A 17,176-nucleotide genomic window follows, 5' to 3' on the forward strand; every position below is an offset into this window, starting at 1 on the left:
TGACGACCATAGCGGTCTGGAACCACCTGATCCCATCCCGAACTCAGAAGTGAAACAGACCAGCGCCGATGGTAGTGTGGCGTTGCCCATGTGAGAGTAGGTCATCGTCAGGCTCCTAATACCGAAAACCCCAGCATCCTCGATGCTGGGGTTTTTTATTGCCTGAAATTCACGGCCTCACTCACGGCAGGCCGGTGATATACTCTCCCCATAACGAACGACATCTCAGAATGGAGCCTGCCAATGCCTGCCACTGATCACCTGGTTATTTTCGATACAACGCTCCGTGATGGCGAGCAAAGCCCCGGTGCCACCATGAACAAAGCCGAGAAGCTCCGCATTGCGAAAGCGCTGGAAAAGCTCCGGGTGGATGTTATTGAGGCAGGATTCGCGATTGCCAGCCAGGGCGATTTCGAGGCGGTGAAAGCGATCGCCGAGTCCATCAAGGACTCAACGATCTGCAGTCTAGCCCGGGCGCTCGACAAGGATATCGATCGCGCGGCAGAAGCTATCCGGCCGGCACAGCGCGGGCGTATTCATACGTTTATAGCCACGTCGCCCATTCACATGAAGCACAAGCTGCAGATGCAGCCGGATGAGGTGATTGAGCAGGCGGTTCGCTCAGTGAAACGCGCGCGGAGTCATGTCGACGACGTCGAATTCTCCTGCGAGGACGCCGGACGTTCCGAACTGGACTTCCTCTGCCGGATCATCGAGGCCGCCATCGATGCCGGTGCCAGCACGATCAATATCCCGGATACGGTCGGTTATGCCATTCCCGAGCAGTTCGGTGAAACCATCCGTCAGTTGTTGAACCGGATTCCAAACGCGGACAAAGCTATTTTTTCAGTGCATTGCCACAACGACCTGGGTCTGGCTGTGTCGAACTCCCTGGCGGCGGTTTCCCAGGGAGCCCGTCAGGTAGAGTGCACCATCAATGGGCTGGGTGAGCGGGCCGGTAACGCGGCGCTCGAAGAAATTGTCATGGCGGTTCGTACCCGCCAGGATCTGTTCCATATCGATACCCGCATTGATGCCCAGCACATCGTGCCGGCGTCTCGTCTTGTTTCTACAATCACCGGTTTTCCGGTACAGCCCAACAAGGCTATCGTCGGCGCCAATGCCTTTGCCCATGAATCCGGGATACACCAGGATGGGGTTCTGAAGCACCGGGAGACTTATGAGATCATGCGGGCGCAGGACGTTGGTTGGCATACCAACAGCCTCGTCCTGGGCAAACACTCCGGTCGGAACGCCTTCCGTACCCGTTTGCTGGAGCTCGGAATTCAGTTTGAGACCGAGACGGAGCTGAATGAGGCCTTTACACGGTTCAAGGCGCTGGCAGATCTGAAACATGAGATTTTCGATGAGGATCTTCAGGCGATTGCCACCGATACCCGGCAGAAAGAGGAAGACGGCCGTTATGGCCTGGTCTGTATGCAGGTCTGCTCGGAGACCGGAGTCGTACCCAAAGCCAATCTCACGCTGAGCGTAGACGGCAAAGAGCACAAGGTTGAAGCCGAGGGCAGCGGGCCGGTCGATGCCACGTTCAAGGCAATCGAATCTCTGGTGGATTCCGGCTGCAATCTCCAGCTGTATTCCGTAAACAACATTACCAGCGGCACCGATGCCCAGGGCGAGGTGACGGTACGCCTGGAGCGCGGTGGCCGCATCGTTAACGGCGTGGGTGCTGATACTGATATCATCATCGCGTCCGCCAAGGCTTACATTGAGGCCCTGAACCTGATCAGCAAGGGCGGAATTCGACAGCATCCCCAGGTCGCGGATGTGTGAGAATGGTTATTCGGTGAGTCGCGACAGGCGAAGGTAATGGTTGGATCGGAAGCAGAGCGTCAGTTTTATCTGGGAGCAGCGGGGATACGCATGTGGTATGCCCGGCAACCGTTGCCCGGCGCGGCGCCAAGCCCGGATTTTGAGTTTCCCGAGGAGAGTCAGGTTCCGGAGCCAATGCCTGGAACTTCTGAAACCATACCCAGTCCGGTAAGAGATGCCGGTCGCCCTGCGCCGCGTAAACCGACGGGCCCAGATAGAACTGAAGGCGTGGCCCGAATAGCGGATCTTCAGGCCTTGATGGAAGGTGAGGCTGTCGCGCCAGGCAACGCCTCCCGACAGCCTCCCCAATCGCCTGCCGTGTCGGATGACGCTGCGAACTCTCCGGAGCCCGCAGCGCCAGAGGACATGTCAGAGCAGCCTGCCGGGATTCCCTCTGAAAACGTTAACGTCATGATCTGGGCGGGAACCAGGGCGGTACTGATCGGAGGTATGTCTGCGGATGCCAGCAGTCGACTGCAGGAAACCCTCGCACTGAATATTCTCAAGAGCCTTGGTGAGGAGCAGCCTCAAGTGCTCGGGCAAGTCTCCTGGCCTATCTTCAACAATCTGTTGGTGCCCGGGAACTCCGGCCATGACTTTGTTGAGGTGATGCGCAGTGTTCTGTCGGGCCTGGAACGTCAGCAGGTTGTCGTCTTGCAGGGTGGAGAGGATGCAGAAAAAAGCTGGCTGAGCGAAGCCCTTGGACACGACGCAGCAGTCCGGTTTCCGCACACCCTTGCTGAGATTGCCGGCAACCCGACATTGAAGCGCTCCCTGTGGCAACAGATACGGCCTCTGGTCGCCCGTTAATGCCTTATCCGGAAACCTACCAAAAAGTTCTTGATGCCGATCTTATTGTGCGCCCCCTGGTGCCCGAGGATGTCCCGGATGTGCTCGATATAGAGCGCCAGGGTTATTCGCACCCCTGGAGCGAATCGGTGTTTCTGGATTGTTTCAAGGACAACTACCGGCTCTGGGGTGCCTGCCATGGGGGCAAACTCACCGCGTACGCTGTCGTGGCCTACATGGTTGATGAAGCGCATTTGCTGAATATCTGCGTCCACCCGAGAGCCCGCGGTGAGGGGGTGGGGCGCTATCTTCTGAGGCATGTTCTGGCAACCGCAGCTCATGAAGGTATGGCTCAGCTGTTGCTCGAAGTAAGGGACAGCAATCATGCCGCTATCGCGTTGTACCAGAATGAAGGCTTTCACGAGATCGGCCAGCGCCCCGGGTATTATCCGTCTGCCAGTGGGCGGGAGGATGCCCGGGTCCTGATGCTTGCCCTCGGCCAGTGATCACTGCAGTGCGAGTTAGCGTCACAGCGGCATAGGGCCTATAATGGCCGCCTTTTCCAGAACTTCAGATTCAGGTTGCTTTTCGATTATGTCTAACCTTTCCCAGGAAGTGGCCAAGCGCCGCACCTTCGCCATTATCTCGCACCCGGATGCCGGTAAGACCACGATTACCGAGAAGGTGCTATTGTTCGGGCAGGCAATCCAGAAGGCCGGTACCGTCAAGGGAAAGAAGTCTGGCCAGCACGCCAAGTCCGACTGGATGGAAATGGAGAAAGAGCGGGGTATTTCGGTAACCACCTCCGTCATGCAGTTTCCTTATGGTGGCAAGCTGGTGAACCTGCTGGATACGCCGGGCCACGAAGACTTCTCGGAGGACACCTACCGCACGCTCACGGCGGTGGACTCCTGTCTGATGGTTATTGACAGCGCCAAGGGTGTCGAGGAACGGACCATCAAACTGATGGAGGTTACCCGGCTGCGGGATACGCCGATTATCACGTTCATGAACAAGCTGGATCGGGACACCCGGGATCCGGTGGAGCTGATGGACGAGGTTGAGGAAGTTCTGAAAATTGCCTGTGCACCGATCACCTGGCCCATCGGTATGGGCAAGAGCTTCAAAGGGGTTTATCACCTGCTTCGGGACGAGGTTATTCTGTATCAGTCCGGCCAGGGCCATATGATTCAGGACAAGCGCGTTATCTCGGGGCTGGACAATCCCGAGCTTGATCAGGCGATTGGCGCTTACGCCGGCGATCTGCGTGATGAAATTGAGCTGGTCAAAGGCGCGTCCCACGAGTTTGATCAAGAAGCTTTTCTTGCCGGTGAACTGACGCCAGTCTTCTTTGGTACCGCACTGGGTAACTTCGGCGTGGACCACATGCTCGATGGTCTGGTGGAGTGGGCCCCGGCGCCGCAACCGCGGGAAACCGACCAGAGACTGGTCCAGCCGGCCGAGGACGGGTTCTCGGGCTTCGTATTCAAGATTCAGGCAAATATGGATCCACAGCATCGTGACCGTGTTGCCTTCCTCCGCATTGTCTCCGGCAGTTACAACCAGGGTATGAAGGCTCGTCATGTCCGTATTGGCAAGGAAGTCCGGTTTTCCGACGCGCTGACGTTCATGGCCGGCGACCGCGAACACGCCGAGCAGGCGTTTGCCGGCGATATTATCGGCCTGCACAACCATGGCACCATTCAGTTGGGTGATACCTTTACTGCTGGCGACGACATGAAGTTCACCGGCATCCCCAACTTTGCGCCCGAATTGTTCCGCCGGATTCGCCTGAAGGATCCGCTCAAGGCCAAGCAGCTCCAGAAAGGGCTGATACAGCTGTCCGAAGAGGGTGCCGTCCAGGTGTTCAGGCCGCTTCGGAATAACGATCTCATCGTCGGGGCGGTCGGTGTGCTGCAGTTCGATGTGGTGGTCAGTCGCTTGAAAAGCGAATACAAGGTGGAGGCCATCTACGAGCCAATTAACGTAGCTACTGCGCGGTGGGTCACCTGCAGCGATGAGCGCAAACTTGATGAGTTCCAGCGCAAGAATAACGACAACCTGGCCCTCGATGGGAGTGACAGGCTGGCCTACATTGCTCCGACCATGGTCAACCTGAACCTGGCCCAGGAGCGGTATCCGGACATCCAGTTCCACAAGACCCGGGAGCATTAACGGTTCCGGGCGGAGGTGACTGTGCAGCTGATCGACGCCCATTGCCATTTCGATTTTCCCCAGTTCGATGGCCGCCGCGATAAAGAGCTTGAGCAGGGCCGATCGCGCGGACTCCGGGGGCTGGTGATACCCGGTGTCCGGCGAGCGGACTGGGACCGCGTCCGCGAGACAGCGCTGGCTCATGATGGTCTGTTTTACTGTCTCGGCATTCACCCCTGGTTTGTGGAAGAGCATTCTGAAGAAGATCTGACTCAGCTCCGCCGATTGCTGGAGGGTCGTCCCGACCGCTGTGTGGCAATCGGTGAATGCGGACTCGATCGAATCCGGGGAAGTCTCGAAGCGCAGTTGCCCTGGTTTGAAGCCCAGGTGGCGCTGGCTGACGAACTGAATTTGCCGCTGGTGATCCACTCCGTCAAGACCCATGACGAAGTTCACGGTGTGCTCAATCGTCGCCAGTGGCAGGGTCGAGCACTGATTCACGGATTCAGCGGAAGCTTCCAGCAGGCTGCAAAGCTGGTCGATCTTGGGTGCTTTATCGGGGTAGGGGGTGTGATCACCCATCCCAGGGCCCGAAAGACCCGCGACGCAGTCGCAAAATTGCCACTGGAGGCGCTGGTGCTTGAGACAGACGCCCCGGACATGGCGCCGGAAGGCGTGCCACAGGGAGAGAACTCCCCACGCTATCTGCCGGATATTCTGGACGCGCTCGCGGAGCTCCGTGGCACGTCGCCGGAGCATCTGGCGCCGGCGCTTCTGGATAACGTGTCGGGGCTGTACGGTTGGGCGACTGCCGGTATAGGGGAATAACGAAACGAATCGACACAGGGTTGGCTTTCCTGGGTGGTTCGAGTATACTTCGCGCCCTGGCTTTTCAAGGCGATGTCATTATCTCAGCCCCGAATGATGGCAACGCAACACAGGTATGGAACCCCCTCCGGATGCCTTGCATTTACCGGCGGTGGTTTTTAACGTTTCTTATATAGCGTTCAAGGCGGAATCAATGAAGACTCTGAGTGCGAAACCAGAAACAGTAAAACGTGACTGGTACGTTGTAGACGCAGCCGGCAAGACGCTGGGTCGTCTGTCAACCGAAATCGCCCTTCGTCTGCGGGGCAAGCATAAGCCTGAGTACACCCCCCACGTAGACACTGGCGATTACATTGTAGTGATCAACGCCAGCCAGGTGCGGGTTACCGGCAAGAAAGCATCTGACAAGATGTACTACAGTCATACCGGCTTTCCGGGTGGAATCAAATCCATCAACTTCGAGAAGCTGGTCGACAAGGCACCCGAGCAAATCATCCAGAAGTCTGTCAAAGGCATGCTTCCGAAGGGACCGCTCGGTCGCGCCATGTTCAAGAAGCTGAAAATCTATGCCGGCGCTGAGCACCCTCACGCAGCCCAGCAGCCCAAAGAACTCGACATTTAACGGAAGGCGGATATGTCTGTAGCACAAAATTACGGTACTGGTCGCCGCAAGACATCCACGGCTCGGGTTTTTATCAAGCCGGGAAGCGGTAACATCTCCATCAACGGTCGCACCATCGAAGATTTCTTCGGTCGCGAAACCCTGCGCATGATCGTTCGTCAGCCCCTCGTGGTTGCCGAGTCTACCGATCGTTTTGATATCAACATTACCGTTAAGGGTGGTGGTATCAGTGGCCAGGCCGGCGCAATTCGCCACGGTCTGACCCGCGCTCTGATGGATTACGACGAAACTCTGCGCCCGGCGCTGCGTAAAGCGGGTTATGTTACCCGTGATGCACGTGAAGTTGAGCGTAAGAAAGTGGGTCTGCGCAAGGCGCGTAAGCGTCCTCAGTACTCCAAGCGTTAATTTCGCTGGAGCAGGATCCTGGAAAACCCGGCCCTTTTCGGTCGGGTTTTTTTATGTTCGAGTGATCTGTCAGCAAATTGATCTGGAGCAGAGGTGAGGCGCCAGCGGCGGCTTTCTGACTTGTAAGCCTCTGGTAATTTCATTACCATTTGGACGCTTATATTTTTGGGTTGTGAAGTCCTTTTGATGCGCATTGTCGGCTGTGTTGCGGGCGGTGGCATCGCCTGATGGGAGAAGACCATAATGAATAATGGCGACGTTAGCCAAGGCCGGCGCCGGTTTCTGATCGGTGCTACGTCTGTGGTGGGTGGAGTCGGCGTCGTCGGTGCGGCGGTTCCGTTCCTGGGGTCGTGGAACCCCAGTGCAAAAGCGGAAGCAGCCGGTGCACCGGTAACCGTCAATATCAGCAAGATTGAACCGGGTCAGCAGATCACCGTTGAATGGCGGGGTCAGCCGGTTTGGATCATTCGCCGTACCGACGAGATGAATGAGAACATCGAAAAGCTTAACGATCGGGTGAAAGATCCGAACTCGGAAGTGCCGCAACAACCTGAGTACATCGACGGCATACTCCGGTCGCTGAAGCCGGAATTTGCTGTGTTGGTCGGGCTGTGTACGCACCTCGGTTGTGTTCCGTCCTACCGGCCGGAAGTTGCACCGGCAGACCTGGGTGATGAGTGGCTGGGCGGTCTCTTCTGTCCTTGTCATGGTTCCCGCTACGACATGGCAGGAAGGGTATACGAGGCACAGCCAGCACCCACAAACCTTGTGGTTCCGCCGTACCGTTTCGACGATGATTCGACCCTCACGATTGGTCTTGATCCGGAGGCAGCGTAATGAGCAAATTACTTCACTGGGTGGACGAGCGCCTTCCGGTCATCGAAGCCTGGAACAAGCATCTGGGCAAGTACTATGCTCCGAAAAACTTCAACATCTGGTACTTCTTCGGATCACTGGCGATGCTGGTACTGGTTAACCAGCTGGTGACCGGTATCTGGCTCACTATGAGCTATAACCCGTCGGCGGAAGGCGCGTTTGCCTCCGTCGAATACATCATGCGTGATGTGGAATGGGGTTGGTTGCTCCGTTACCTGCACTCTAGTGGTGCTTCGGCATTCTTCGTAGTGGTGTATCTCCACATGTTCCGGGGGCTGATGTATGGCTCCTATCAAAAGCCGCGTGAGCTGATCTGGATCTTCGGTATGCTGATCTACCTGATCCTGATGGCTGAAGCGTTCATGGGCTATCTCCTGCCGTGGGGCCAGATGTCCTACTGGGGTGCGCAGGTTATCGTTAACCTGTTTGGTGCTATACCCGTGATCGGTGAGGATCTCTCTCTCTGGATTCGTGGTGACTACCTGATTTCCGGTATTACCCTCAACCGATTCTTTGCGCTGCACGTGGTGGCGCTGCCGATCGTGCTTCTGGGCCTGGTAGTGCTTCACATCCTGGCACTGCACGAAGTGGGCTCCAACAACCCCGACGGTATCGATATCAAGAAGAACAAGGACGAAAACGGTATCCCCAAAGACGGAATCCCGTTCCATCCTTACTACACCGTGCACGATCTTCTCGGCGTGGGCGTTTTCTTCTTCATCTTCTTTATCGTGGTGTTCTTCTTCCCGGAAGGTGGCGGGTTGTTCATCGAGAAGCCGAATTTCGAGCCGGCAAACCCGTTGAAAACACCAGATCATATTGCGCCCGTGTGGTACTTCACTCCGTTCTACGCAATGCTGCGTGCGGTGACGATCGACCTGTTCGGTCTTGACGCCAAGTTCTGGGGTGTTGTTGTGATGGGTGCGGCAATCGCCATCCTGTTCGTACTGCCCTGGCTGGATAAGAGCCCGGTACGGTCCATGCGTTACAAAGGCTGGTTGAGCCGTATTGCACTGGCCATCTTCGTGGTGAGCTTTGTGATCCTCGGCTATCTCGGTCTTGTACCCGCTACCGAAGGCCGCACAATGGTTGCCCAGATTCTGACGGTGCTGTACTTCCTCTACTTTATCCTCATGCCGTTCTATACGCGCATGGAGAAAACCAAGCCAGTTCCAGAGAGGGTGACAGGATAATGAGAAAGCTGATTTTTGGTCTTTTCATCGCGGTCCTGCCAGCTCTCGGGCTGGCAGCGGGTTCAACCGTGCCGCTGGACAGCTTTGAGTCAGATCACTCTGACAAGGCATCTCTCCAGCGCGGAGCGGCAACCTTTACCAACTATTGCATGGGTTGTCATTCCATGGAGTACGCGCGCTACAAGCGTGTGGCTGAGGATCTCGAAATTCCCGATGAGCTGTATGAGGAAAACCTGATCTTCACCGGCGCCAAAATTGGCGAGCTGATGAAAAACTCCATGAACAAAGACATGGCGGCTGACTGGTTCGGTGCTCCGCCACCGGATCTTACGCTCGAAACCCGTCTGCGTGGCGAAGCGTGGGTATATTCCTACCTCCGCGGTTTCTACAAGGACGAGTCCCGTCCGCTGGGCGTCAATAACGTGGTATTCCCGAATGTCGGTATGCCCCATGTTCTGGTTGATTTGCAGGGGCTCTGCGCCGTTGAACCGAAAATCGGAACGCCGGCCAGCGTTGAACCGTTGAGCGGGAATATCAACAACGCGGACGCTTGCCCGGACTACGCGATTGAAGGCAGCATGTCTGGAGCCGACTTCGACCAGGCGATGTACGACCTGACCAACTTCATGTCGTACATGGCGGATCCGGTCAAGCTTGAGCGTGAGCGTCTGGGGATCTTTGTTCTGATCTTTGTGGCCATCTTCTTCGTGTTCGCTTACCTGCTCAATCGTGAGTACTGGAAGGACGTACACTGAGAAATAGGGTATAATCCCGTCCCCTGAGTTCCAGCGGGCATAACCGGCCCGCTGGATTTTTGCGTTTTTTTCAGGATCATTTCGGTTTGTTTACTCGTGAGGTAGTTCTATGGGCGTTGTGACCAAGCGGTCATCAATGACGTTTTTCTCGGATCCGGCCAGCCATTACAGCCACAGGGTGCGTATTGTTCTGGCAGAGAAGGGTGTTACCGTCGATATCGTTGATGTGGATCCGGATAACCCGCCGGCTGAACTGGCGGACCTGAACCCATACAACGCCCTGCCGACGCTGGTAGATCGTGATCTTGTGCTCTATGAGCCCAACATCATGATGGAATACCTCGACGAGCGTTTCCCGCATCCGCCTTTATTGCCGGTGTATCCTGTGGCGCGAGCCAACAGCCGTCTGATGATCCATCGGATCCAGAAAGACTGGTGTGGCCTGGTCGACCAGATTCTGGCTCAGCCGAACGCCAAGGCGTCCGACACAGCTCGCAAAGAGCTGAAGGAAAGTCTGTTGGCAACGGCGCCGCTGTTTGGTGAGATGCCGTTTTTCCTGTCTGAAGAGTTCACCATTGTGGACTGTTGCATTGCTCCCATCCTGTGGCGTCTTCCGTCGCTGGGTATTGAGCTGAATGAGAAGCAGGCCAAGCCGCTGCAGAAGTACATGGAGAGCATCTTCAGTCGGGATGGCTTCAAGGCAAGCCTGTCAGATCTGGAAGAAGACATTCGCAGCTGATTTGGTAACGTTCCGCTTGCCGGAGCAGGAGAGTGGCAGTGGCTGAGAGTAAAAACACCATGACGTCCAGCCGTCCGTACCTGGTACGAGCATTCAATGAGTGGATTCTGGACAATGACTGTACCCCCTACATTGTAGTGGACGCAGGCATTCAGGGTGTGCAGGTGCCGACAGAGCATGTCGCGAACGGGCAGATTGTGCTGAATATCAGCCCGGGCGCCGTGCGCGGCCTGGTCATCGGGAATGGAGCGCTGGAATTCAGTGCCCGTTTCGGTGGCGTGCCCATGCAGGTGTTTATTCCGTTGCAGGCGGTGATGGCAATCTACGCCAAGGAAAACGGCGAGGGCATGGTCTTCGGCAGTGAGCCGGGCTCTCCCGATCCTGACGGTACCTCGAAGGAGCGCGATGGTGAGCAGGCGTCACCTGGTCAGGAGGATCGCCCCTCTGGCAGGCCTACCCTCAAGGTTGTGAAATAACGCCAGCGCACTCGTTTTGAAAAGCCAGCTTACGCTGGCTTTTTTTATCCCCCGAAGATTTTTGCGTCGATAAGCCCGCAAAGGGCATTGATGATGAGCAGCAGCAGAGGTGTAGCCTCCGTGGGACTGAGATCGTTCAGGGCGATTTCGTGGTCCTCTGGATGCAACAAAGAGGTTATGTCCGATTTCTCCCTGGCACTAAGAACCACAACACTCATTTCCCGATCATGGGCAACCTGGATAGCCTGGATAAGATTTGCCTTGTGGCCATCGTCGACGATCACGAACAACAGATCCCCGGGTTTGCCAATCGCCCGGACCTGACGCGAGAAGGTATCGTTGAAACGGTTATCCCGGCAGATGGCCGAATAGGTCGTTGCGTCGGCGCCGAGATTGATGGCGGGCAGTGCCGGCCTGTCCTGTTCGAAACGGTTCAGAAGCGCGGTACAGAAGTACTGGGCCAGAATGTTGGCATTACCGTTGGCGCAGGTAACTATTTTCCCGTCCTGGAGCAGAGTTTCCACGAAGGCATTGGCAACCTCCTCGATAGCAGGGCCGGCCGTACTCGCGGCCTGCGCGGTATGCTCCATATGGCTTGCGAACCACTGGTTGATCTGGTGTTCGGTGTCGGTCATTTTCGGTATCACTATCCTGCCAGAATTGCATTCCTGATCCATTGTACCCGGTATTTTTTGACGGTACCCGGGCTGATGGCAACCACATCTATCCGTGAGAGACTGTTCCAGAGCCCGTGCCTGTGCAGGTAAAACGAGACTGCACGAATCAGGCGTTTCTGTTTGGGGTAATTGATGGAGCTTGCAGGATCTACAAGGCTGCCAGCGCCCCGATAGCGGACCTCGAAGAATACGAGAGTCTCACCTTCCTGTCCGACGAGATCAATCTCGCCGCCGCGATTGTAGACGTTGCGCCCAATAATCCGGACGCCCCGACTGGCGAGGTAACGGGCTGCAACGCCCTCGAAGTGGTTACCCAGGGTTTTGGTGCCATCCATGGCTACTGTTTTTCTCCGTTGGTGTTATTCGCTGAGAGGTGGGGCTTCCTCTTGAGCGCCTTCCATCTCTCCCTCTTCGGTTACCGGTTCAGGAATGAGTTCAGGGGCGCCGTTGCGGAACTGGGCCCAGAGTTGTTCCCGATGGATGCTGCCCTCGGGCGTCATGGTCAGCACACCTGTTTGGCCTGATATCGAGGCGCTTTCAACCTGTTTCAGCAACGGCAGGCGTTTGCTCAGGTGCCACGCATCGGCGCCCATGGCGAAAAGGCGCCCGGGCTGGCCACGGGTTCCGGACAGATTTTCGGTAGCTCGCGTACGCAGCTCATTGTCGTCGCCCAGTACCCAGGGAATATCAGTGAAAATAACGCCGTTCAGGTCACGGTCCCGTGAAGGTGCGGGTGTGCCCTCATAGATAATGGAAGGCGAGTACACAGGCAGGTCCCCGCCGAAATAGAAGGCGAAAAGCGGTTTGAACTGTCGGGCGACAGTGGGCTCTGCCACCATGACGATGGCGTCGGCATCCTGCCGGCGACGCGGCTCGAATTCGACATTCATGCCAATGGTGCGTTCAACCTGGATGGCCCGGTCGCGGGAAACGGTAATGCCCAGCAGGTCAGCCGTTACCGCCCTGAGGTTGTCTTCCCGATAGAAGCGCTCGATATCCAGGGCAACCCCTTCATGGGACGCCATGCGTTTCAGCAACGCAGCCTCAACGCGATCGCCCCATTCGCCGCCGGGGATAAGCACCAGAACCTGCCGCAGCTGTTCTGCGGCAAGCCGGTCGGCAATTTGCCGGGCCTCGTCCTCTGCCGAGAGACCGAACTGGTAGAGTCCGTCAGCAGGCTTGGTATCCGCCGGCAGGTAATTCAGCCCGAGAGCGGGTACGGGCAGCGTATTCATGGAACCCAGTCCGGCCAGTGCCTCTTTTTCCAGGGGGCCGACAATCAGGTCGATATCCTGTTCCGATAGCTGCTTGTAAAGTTCGCTGAAAGACGTGCCGGCGGTATCAAAGATCCGAATGTCGGTTTTGCCCCGGTCAGCAGTGTCATCCAGGTAGTACGCTGCCAAAAAGCCATCCCGGATGGCCTTGCCCGCCGTTGCCAGCGGGCCCTGGAGAGGCAGGGCAAGAGCGATTTTTTCCGGACGGCTGTCCGCCAGTGTGGCGATCAGTTGGAGTTCCGAGGGCAGAATCTGGGCGGCAGGATGGCCGGGCCAGTTGTTTTGCCAACCCCGGATGAGTCGGCCCTGCTCGTCTATGCCGGTTTCTGCAGTGCGCACCAGGTTTGCCAGCTCCAGCCAGCCCTGGGCCTCATAGCCAATCGCTTCGGCAGAGGCCGAGCTCAGCTCGGTGCCCGGTACCTTCTCCAGCAGGGACCAGATGCGGTTATGAATCTGTTGCGCATCCGCGGTGTTATCCGTCTGGGCCAGCAGGATAAGGGTCATGGCCGCAGGCATCGGCTTGCCCGCCAGGTCATAAGTGTCCGCCTGCAGGTTGGCGGCCCGGGCCATCAGGTCGGCCGGGTACTCTATAAAGGTCGACGGCGTGAGTTCGGCGGCAAGCGCCTCTGCCCAGGATTCGTCCTCAAGGGCCTTGGCGCTTGCCATGGCTAGCAGGAGTTTCTGGTTGCCAAGGTCCGCAGCCGGTTGCGCCAGCTGCGAACTTTGAAGTAGCGTTCGTGCTGCCACGTGGTTGCCCTGGTCCTGAAACCTGCTGGCGATCCGGAGGAGGTAGGCCTGGGCGGTCTCGATATTATCTTCGTTGCCGGCAAGCTCGAGGGCCTGGTCGGCCGTTTGCGCGACGTGGGTTTCGAGATTGACGGTGGCGCAGCCCGCCGACAAAAGGGCGGCAGTAAATACGCTGGCCAGGGCTCGTTGATGAATACGGATATTTAACATGGCAGGCTCGACATACTCCGGATGATTGGGCTTGTAGCGCCAGACTAACGCTGGCAAGTTTAACAGCTCCGGGGTTAATTCACATGACGTAACTGTCACGCTCCCGGATACCCCATCACAGAGGCACACGCTTTGAAAAACGAGGTCAGCGATTACCCGTCGTCCGATAGCCGCAGGGATGAACCGGGCGGCACTCTTTATGTTGTTGCCACCCCGATTGGCAACCTTGATGATCTATCTCCAAGAGCAACCCGGACCCTCGCCCACGTGGATGTGGTCGCGGCAGAGGATACGCGCCACAGTGGCCGGCTATTGAGCCATCTGGGCATTCAGAAGCGAATGATCGCATTGCATGACCATAACGAAAAAGATCGCGCAGCCGGAATCCTCGCTGAGCTTAAGGCCGGGCGCGATGTGGCGCTGATCTCCGACGCCGGTACACCGCTTATCTCCGATCCCGGATACGTGCTGGTGCGCGACGCCAGGGCTGCGGGGTATCGGGTGAGCCCGATTCCGGGGCCCTGTGCACTGGTAGTGGCTCTGAGCGCGGCCGGCCTGCCGACGGATCGCTTTCTGTACGTGGGATTTCTGCCTGCCAAGCGCTCGGGTCGCAGGGCCAGTCTTGAGCCGCTGGCCAGTGAGCCGGCCACTCTGGTGTTCTATGAATCGCCGCACAGGATTCTGGAGTCGGTACGGGATATTGCCGAGGTGCTGGGCGAGGATCGTGAGATGGTTCTGGGGCGGGAAATCACCAAGACCTTCGAAACCTTCTATTCCGGTTCGATTGCGGAGGTTCTGGCAGAGTTGGAGCAGGATCCCCACGGAACCCGTGGGGAGTTCGTGGTCATGGTTCGAGGTGCGATGGCGCAACCTGGTAATGATGACGCGGCTACCATGGATGTGGACCGTGTGCTTCGGGTTTTGCTGGCAGAGCTTCCGGTGAAGAAGGTCGCCAAAATGGCCTCGGAGCTGACCGGTCTGTCGAAGAATGAGCTGTACCAGCGCGCACTGGCGCTGAAAGACAGCTGAGTACAGTGGCGTTTTCCCTTGCAAGGCTCTGAGCGCAGGAGTATTGTCTCGCCCGAGCTCGCCAGACAGTCGCCGCCGGTTTTCCGGGGGAGGAAAGTCCGGGCTCCACAGGGCAAGGTGCCAGGTAACGCCTGGGCGGCGCGAGCCGACGGAAAGTGCAACAGAAAGTATACCGCCTAAGCGCCCTCGGGCGCCGGTAAGGGTGAAACGGTGCGGTAAGAGCGCACCGCGTGGCTGGCAACAGTCCACGGCGATGGTAAACCCCACCTGGAGCAAGACCAAATAGGAATCCAATGGCGTGGCCCGCGCTGGATTCGGGTAGGTTGCTTGAGGTCTGTGGTGACGCAGACCCTAGATGAATGACTGTCCAAGACAGAACCCGGCTTATCGGCGAGCTCGCTCTTTTCCCTTCCTGTGACATTCGTCATTCTCAACAGATGTCCTTTATAGCCAAAAAATCTTAAACCTCACTTGCAGTCTTCAGACTTTTTTGCAGGTATTTGATTTTACTTCTTTTCTTTTCCGTAATCTCACCATTTCATCGAATCCGCCTCCGTAACCTCTTGTCATAAAAGGAACTTTTGCAAGTGTGGCGCTGTTTGCGGCGCTTGCATTGTGTATTGCGTGTTTCTATAGTGTGCAGAAGTGGGAAAAAGTGGTTTCTAGTGGTTTTTTGTGGATATCGGGCACCCAGAGACAGCGTAAATGAGTAATTTTCTCGGCAGTCATGCCATCAATATGGATGCGAAGGGTCGCCTGGCGATCCCCTCCAAGGTACGCGAAGAGCTCGCGCAGGCCTGTGGTGGGCGCATTGTATTGACAGCAAACGCTGACGAGGAGCGGTGTCTGCTGGTCTATCCGGAGCCCGAATGGGAAGTTCTACGTCCTAAAATCGAGGCGCTTCCCAACATGAATAAGGCGGCCCGGCGGCTGCAGCGCCTGATCCTGGGTAATGCTGCGCCCATGGAGCTGGATTCGGCCGGGCGCATTCTGATTCCGCCAACCCTTAGAAGCTATGCCCATCTGGAGAAAAAGCTGATGTTGATCGGGCAAGGCAAGAAGCTAGAGCTCTGGAGTGAAGAGCGCTGGTTTGCCTGGCTGGATGAATCCTCTGATGACGAAGACATGCCGCCCGAGATGGAGGCGCTGTCCTTATGACCACCGATCGCAACCAGGAGGCCGGGGCAGCGTACTCGCATCGCTCGGTGCTCCTGGATTCGGCGGTCGACTATCTGGTCAACGACCCCGACGGTTATTACGTGGATGGCACCTTTGGGCGGGGTGGTCACAGCCGCCTGATTCTCGGTCGCCTCGGCCCGTCGGCGCGGTTGCTGGGTATCGACAAGGATCCCGAGGCGATACGCGCGGCGAAGGAATTGGAAGCCCAGGATAACCGGTTCCACAGTTTCCACGGTTCGTTTGCGGAGCTGGGCGCTGCGGTGGTCGGTCAGGGTTGGCAGACAGTGAATGGTGTGTTGCTGGATCTCGGCGTGTCATCGCCGCAGCTTGATGATGCCTCCCGTGGATTCAGTTTCATGCGTGATGGTCCACTGGACATGCGCATGAATACCGAACAATCGCCCAGCGCCGCCGAATGGCTTGCAACAGCGGACGAGTCGGATATCGCAAACGTGATTTTCCGTTACGGCGAAGAGAAATTCTCGCGGCGCATTGCCCGGCTACTGGTCGAGCGTCGGCAGGAAGCGCCCGTCGAAACCACTCGCCAGTTGGCAGAGTTGGTCAGCGAGGCGGTCCCGAAAAAGGAAAAGCACAAGCATCCGGCTACCCGGACCTTCCAGGCAATCCGGATTTTTATCAACCGGGAGCTGGAAGATCTCGAAGTGGGTCTTCAGTCTGCTGTTGACCACCTCGCTCCTGGAGGGCGTCTGGTGGTCATCAGTTTTCATTCGCTGGAAGACCGGTTGGTCAAGCGGTTCATGAGGGATCTGGCGCGCGGGCCACAGCTGCCCAAAGGGGTGCCCGTAACCGCGGAACAGGAAGCCTCGGATTTCCGGCTCGTTGGCAAAGCCAGCAAGGCCGGCGCCGAAGAAGTAAGTGACAACGTACGTGCCCGCAGCGCAGTCATGCGGGTGCTCGAACGCACCGATATCAGGAAAAACTCGCAGGGGAGCGCGTAACCATGGGCGCTGTTGCCATTGAAGAGCCGGTAAAAACGGCGAAGCTCAACAAGCAGAAGGTCCGGGACGGTGTTGCAACCGCGGTCCGTATCTCAAGGCAGGTTTTCGCTGCCACGAAGCAGGGCAAGGTGCTTGTCTCGCTTGGTCTGGTCGCCGTGTTGCTGGCTTCCTCTATTGGCGTGGTGGTCAGTGCCCACGAGAACCGGGAGCTTTTCAACACGCTGTCGCAACTTCAGTCCGAGCGCGACCGTTATCAGAGCGAATGGAGCCAGCTTCTGCTCGAGCAGAGTGCGTTAAGCGCTCATGGCCGGGTCGAAAAGCTGGCGGCTGAGCGTTTCGGCATGGTGGTGCCGGGACGTCAGGATATTGTGCTGGTGCCACTGATGTCGCCGGTTACCAGCCGGTAATCAACGAGAACAACAACGATTCAG

At 57.3% G+C, this 17,176-nt stretch carries 19 protein-coding genes, 1 rRNA gene and 1 other RNA gene; 18 read left to right on the forward strand and 3 right to left on the reverse strand.

Going from position 1 to position 17,176, the window contains the following annotated elements; all coding sequences use genetic code 11:
* The 13 genes from rrf to MDHKLMBL_RS18030 form a co-directional block, all read left to right on the forward strand.
* Positions 1-113 (forward strand): 5S ribosomal RNA (gene rrf, locus MDHKLMBL_RS17970); the annotation flags it as partial.
* A 130-nt stretch (positions 114-243) separates the two neighbouring features.
* Positions 244-1,794: a 2-isopropylmalate synthase gene (locus MDHKLMBL_RS17975; protein ID WP_008176567.1), complete on the forward strand. Its 1,551-nt coding sequence runs from the start codon at positions 244-246 to the stop codon at positions 1,792-1,794.
* Between the two features lie 36 nt (positions 1,795-1,830).
* Positions 1,831-2,643 (forward strand): hypothetical protein, encoded by an 813-nt coding sequence (locus MDHKLMBL_RS17980; RefSeq protein WP_008176565.1) that lies wholly within the window; start codon positions 1,831-1,833, stop codon positions 2,641-2,643.
* A complete protein-coding gene (gene rimI / locus MDHKLMBL_RS17985) occupies positions 2,643-3,128 on the forward strand; it encodes a ribosomal protein S18-alanine N-acetyltransferase (protein ID WP_008176564.1) in 486 nt (161 codons plus the stop codon). The genes MDHKLMBL_RS17980 and rimI overlap by 1 nt, the downstream gene beginning before the upstream one ends.
* An 88-nt stretch (positions 3,129-3,216) precedes the next feature.
* Positions 3,217-4,797: a peptide chain release factor 3 gene (gene prfC / locus MDHKLMBL_RS17990; RefSeq protein ID WP_008176562.1), complete on the forward strand. Its 1,581-nt coding sequence runs from the start codon at positions 3,217-3,219 to the stop codon at positions 4,795-4,797.
* Between the two features lie 21 nt (positions 4,798-4,818).
* Positions 4,819-5,604: a TatD family hydrolase gene (locus MDHKLMBL_RS17995; protein ID WP_008176559.1), complete on the forward strand. Its 786-nt coding sequence runs from the start codon at positions 4,819-4,821 to the stop codon at positions 5,602-5,604.
* Positions 5,605-5,797: 193 nt separating this feature from the next.
* Positions 5,798-6,226, forward strand: coding sequence for a 50S ribosomal protein L13 (gene rplM, locus MDHKLMBL_RS18000; protein WP_008176556.1), 429 nt, complete (start codon positions 5,798-5,800; stop codon positions 6,224-6,226).
* 12 nt (positions 6,227-6,238) lie between these two features.
* Positions 6,239-6,631 carry a 30S ribosomal protein S9 gene (gene rpsI, locus MDHKLMBL_RS18005; RefSeq protein WP_008176554.1) on the forward strand — a complete coding sequence of 131 codons (393 nt, stop codon included), beginning with the start codon at positions 6,239-6,241 and terminating at the stop codon, positions 6,629-6,631.
* A 243-nt stretch (positions 6,632-6,874) separates the two neighbouring features.
* Entirely contained in the window at positions 6,875-7,468 is a 594-nt protein-coding gene (gene petA, locus MDHKLMBL_RS18010) for a ubiquinol-cytochrome c reductase iron-sulfur subunit (protein WP_008176552.1), read from the forward strand.
* A complete protein-coding gene (locus MDHKLMBL_RS18015) occupies positions 7,468-8,700 on the forward strand; it encodes a cytochrome b (protein WP_104271795.1) in 1,233 nt (410 codons plus the stop codon). Before petA ends, MDHKLMBL_RS18015 begins: the two co-directional genes overlap by 1 nt.
* Positions 8,700-9,455 carry a cytochrome c1 gene (locus MDHKLMBL_RS18020; RefSeq protein ID WP_104271797.1) on the forward strand — a complete coding sequence of 252 codons (756 nt, stop codon included), beginning with the start codon at positions 8,700-8,702 and terminating at the stop codon, positions 9,453-9,455. Before MDHKLMBL_RS18015 ends, MDHKLMBL_RS18020 begins: the two co-directional genes overlap by 1 nt.
* A 109-nt stretch (positions 9,456-9,564) precedes the next feature.
* Positions 9,565-10,194 carry a glutathione S-transferase N-terminal domain-containing protein gene (locus MDHKLMBL_RS18025; RefSeq protein WP_014576091.1) on the forward strand — a complete coding sequence of 210 codons (630 nt, stop codon included), beginning with the start codon at positions 9,565-9,567 and terminating at the stop codon, positions 10,192-10,194.
* A 59-nt stretch (positions 10,195-10,253) separates the two neighbouring features.
* The gene (locus MDHKLMBL_RS18030) at positions 10,254-10,670 is read left to right on the forward strand and encodes a ClpXP protease specificity-enhancing factor (RefSeq protein ID WP_169702205.1); all 417 of its coding nucleotides are present in this window, start codon (positions 10,254-10,256) and stop codon (positions 10,668-10,670) included.
* A gap of 44 nt (positions 10,671-10,714) precedes the next feature.
* Here MDHKLMBL_RS18030 and MDHKLMBL_RS18035 read toward each other — a convergent pair whose 3' ends face one another.
* From MDHKLMBL_RS18035 to MDHKLMBL_RS18045, 3 genes are read right to left on the reverse strand one after another with little or no spacing between them, the layout of a single operon-like run.
* A complete protein-coding gene (locus tag MDHKLMBL_RS18035) occupies positions 10,715-11,305 on the reverse strand; it encodes a D-sedoheptulose-7-phosphate isomerase (protein ID WP_008176542.1) in 591 nt (196 codons plus the stop codon).
* Between the two features lie 11 nt (positions 11,306-11,316).
* On the reverse strand, positions 11,317-11,682 hold the full coding sequence (locus MDHKLMBL_RS18040) for a YraN family protein (RefSeq protein WP_104271799.1): 366 nt from the start codon (positions 11,680-11,682) through the stop codon (positions 11,317-11,319).
* 24 nt (positions 11,683-11,706) lie between these two features.
* On the reverse strand, positions 11,707-13,635 hold the full coding sequence (locus MDHKLMBL_RS18045) for a penicillin-binding protein activator (RefSeq protein WP_227497880.1): 1,929 nt from the start codon (positions 13,633-13,635) through the stop codon (positions 11,707-11,709).
* Positions 13,636-13,710: 75 nt separating this feature from the next.
* On the opposite strand from MDHKLMBL_RS18045, the gene rsmI reads away from it, so the two are divergent.
* From rsmI to ftsL, 5 genes are all read left to right on the forward strand, one after another.
* On the forward strand, positions 13,711-14,607 hold the full coding sequence (gene rsmI / locus MDHKLMBL_RS18050) for a 16S rRNA (cytidine(1402)-2'-O)-methyltransferase (RefSeq protein ID WP_008176535.1): 897 nt from the start codon (positions 13,711-13,713) through the stop codon (positions 14,605-14,607).
* Positions 14,608-14,660: 53 nt separating this feature from the next.
* An RNA gene (rnpB, locus tag MDHKLMBL_RS18055) (RNase P RNA component class A) lies at positions 14,661-15,010 on the forward strand.
* Positions 15,011-15,312: 302 nt separating this feature from the next.
* Positions 15,313-15,765 (forward strand): division/cell wall cluster transcriptional repressor MraZ, encoded by a 453-nt coding sequence (mraZ, locus tag MDHKLMBL_RS18060; protein WP_008176533.1) that lies wholly within the window; start codon positions 15,313-15,315, stop codon positions 15,763-15,765.
* Positions 15,762-16,745, forward strand: a complete 984-nt coding sequence (gene rsmH / locus MDHKLMBL_RS18065; protein WP_014576097.1) for a 16S rRNA (cytosine(1402)-N(4))-methyltransferase RsmH — start codon at positions 15,762-15,764, stop codon at positions 16,743-16,745. Before mraZ ends, rsmH begins: the two co-directional genes overlap by 4 nt.
* 2 nt (positions 16,746-16,747) lie before the next feature.
* Entirely contained in the window at positions 16,748-17,152 is a 405-nt protein-coding gene (gene ftsL, locus MDHKLMBL_RS18070) for a cell division protein FtsL (protein WP_014576098.1), read from the forward strand.
* Positions 17,153-17,176: the final 24 nt, after the last annotated feature.

Origin of the sequence: Marinobacter flavimaris, assembly GCF_002933295.1 — a bacterium.
Lineage (GTDB): Bacteria > Pseudomonadota > Gammaproteobacteria > Pseudomonadales > Oleiphilaceae > Marinobacter > Marinobacter flavimaris.

Bases quoted from the DNA above. Each gene is read 5' to 3' on its own strand.
- rpsI (WP_008176554.1), top strand. From the start codon at position 6,239: ATGTCTGTAGCACAAAATTACGGTACTGGTCGCCGCAAGACATCCACG.
- rsmH (WP_014576097.1), top strand. From the start codon at position 15,762: ATGACCACCGATCGCAACCAGGAGGCCGGGGCAGCGTACTCGCATCGC.
- mraZ (WP_008176533.1), top strand. From the start codon at position 15,313: ATGAGTAATTTTCTCGGCAGTCATGCCATCAATATGGATGCGAAGGGT.
- MDHKLMBL_RS18020 (WP_104271797.1), top strand. From the start codon at position 8,700: ATGAGAAAGCTGATTTTTGGTCTTTTCATCGCGGTCCTGCCAGCTCTC.
- rimI (WP_008176564.1), top strand. From the start codon at position 2,643: ATGCCTTATCCGGAAACCTACCAAAAAGTTCTTGATGCCGATCTTATT.
- MDHKLMBL_RS18025 (WP_014576091.1), top strand. From the start codon at position 9,565: ATGGGCGTTGTGACCAAGCGGTCATCAATGACGTTTTTCTCGGATCCG.
- rplM (WP_008176556.1), top strand. From the start codon at position 5,798: ATGAAGACTCTGAGTGCGAAACCAGAAACAGTAAAACGTGACTGGTAC.
- petA (WP_008176552.1), top strand. From the start codon at position 6,875: ATGAATAATGGCGACGTTAGCCAAGGCCGGCGCCGGTTTCTGATCGGT.
- MDHKLMBL_RS17975 (WP_008176567.1), top strand. From the start codon at position 244: ATGCCTGCCACTGATCACCTGGTTATTTTCGATACAACGCTCCGTGAT.
- prfC (WP_008176562.1), top strand. From the start codon at position 3,217: ATGTCTAACCTTTCCCAGGAAGTGGCCAAGCGCCGCACCTTCGCCATT.
- MDHKLMBL_RS17980 (WP_008176565.1), top strand. From the start codon at position 1,831: ATGGTTGGATCGGAAGCAGAGCGTCAGTTTTATCTGGGAGCAGCGGGG.
- MDHKLMBL_RS18030 (WP_169702205.1), top strand. From the start codon at position 10,254: ATGACGTCCAGCCGTCCGTACCTGGTACGAGCATTCAATGAGTGGATT.
- MDHKLMBL_RS18040 (WP_104271799.1), bottom strand. From the start codon at position 11,682: ATGGATGGCACCAAAACCCTGGGTAACCACTTCGAGGGCGTTGCAGCC.
- ftsL (WP_014576098.1), top strand. From the start codon at position 16,748: ATGGGCGCTGTTGCCATTGAAGAGCCGGTAAAAACGGCGAAGCTCAAC.
- MDHKLMBL_RS18015 (WP_104271795.1), top strand. From the start codon at position 7,468: ATGAGCAAATTACTTCACTGGGTGGACGAGCGCCTTCCGGTCATCGAA.
- MDHKLMBL_RS18035 (WP_008176542.1), bottom strand. From the start codon at position 11,305: ATGACCGACACCGAACACCAGATCAACCAGTGGTTCGCAAGCCATATG.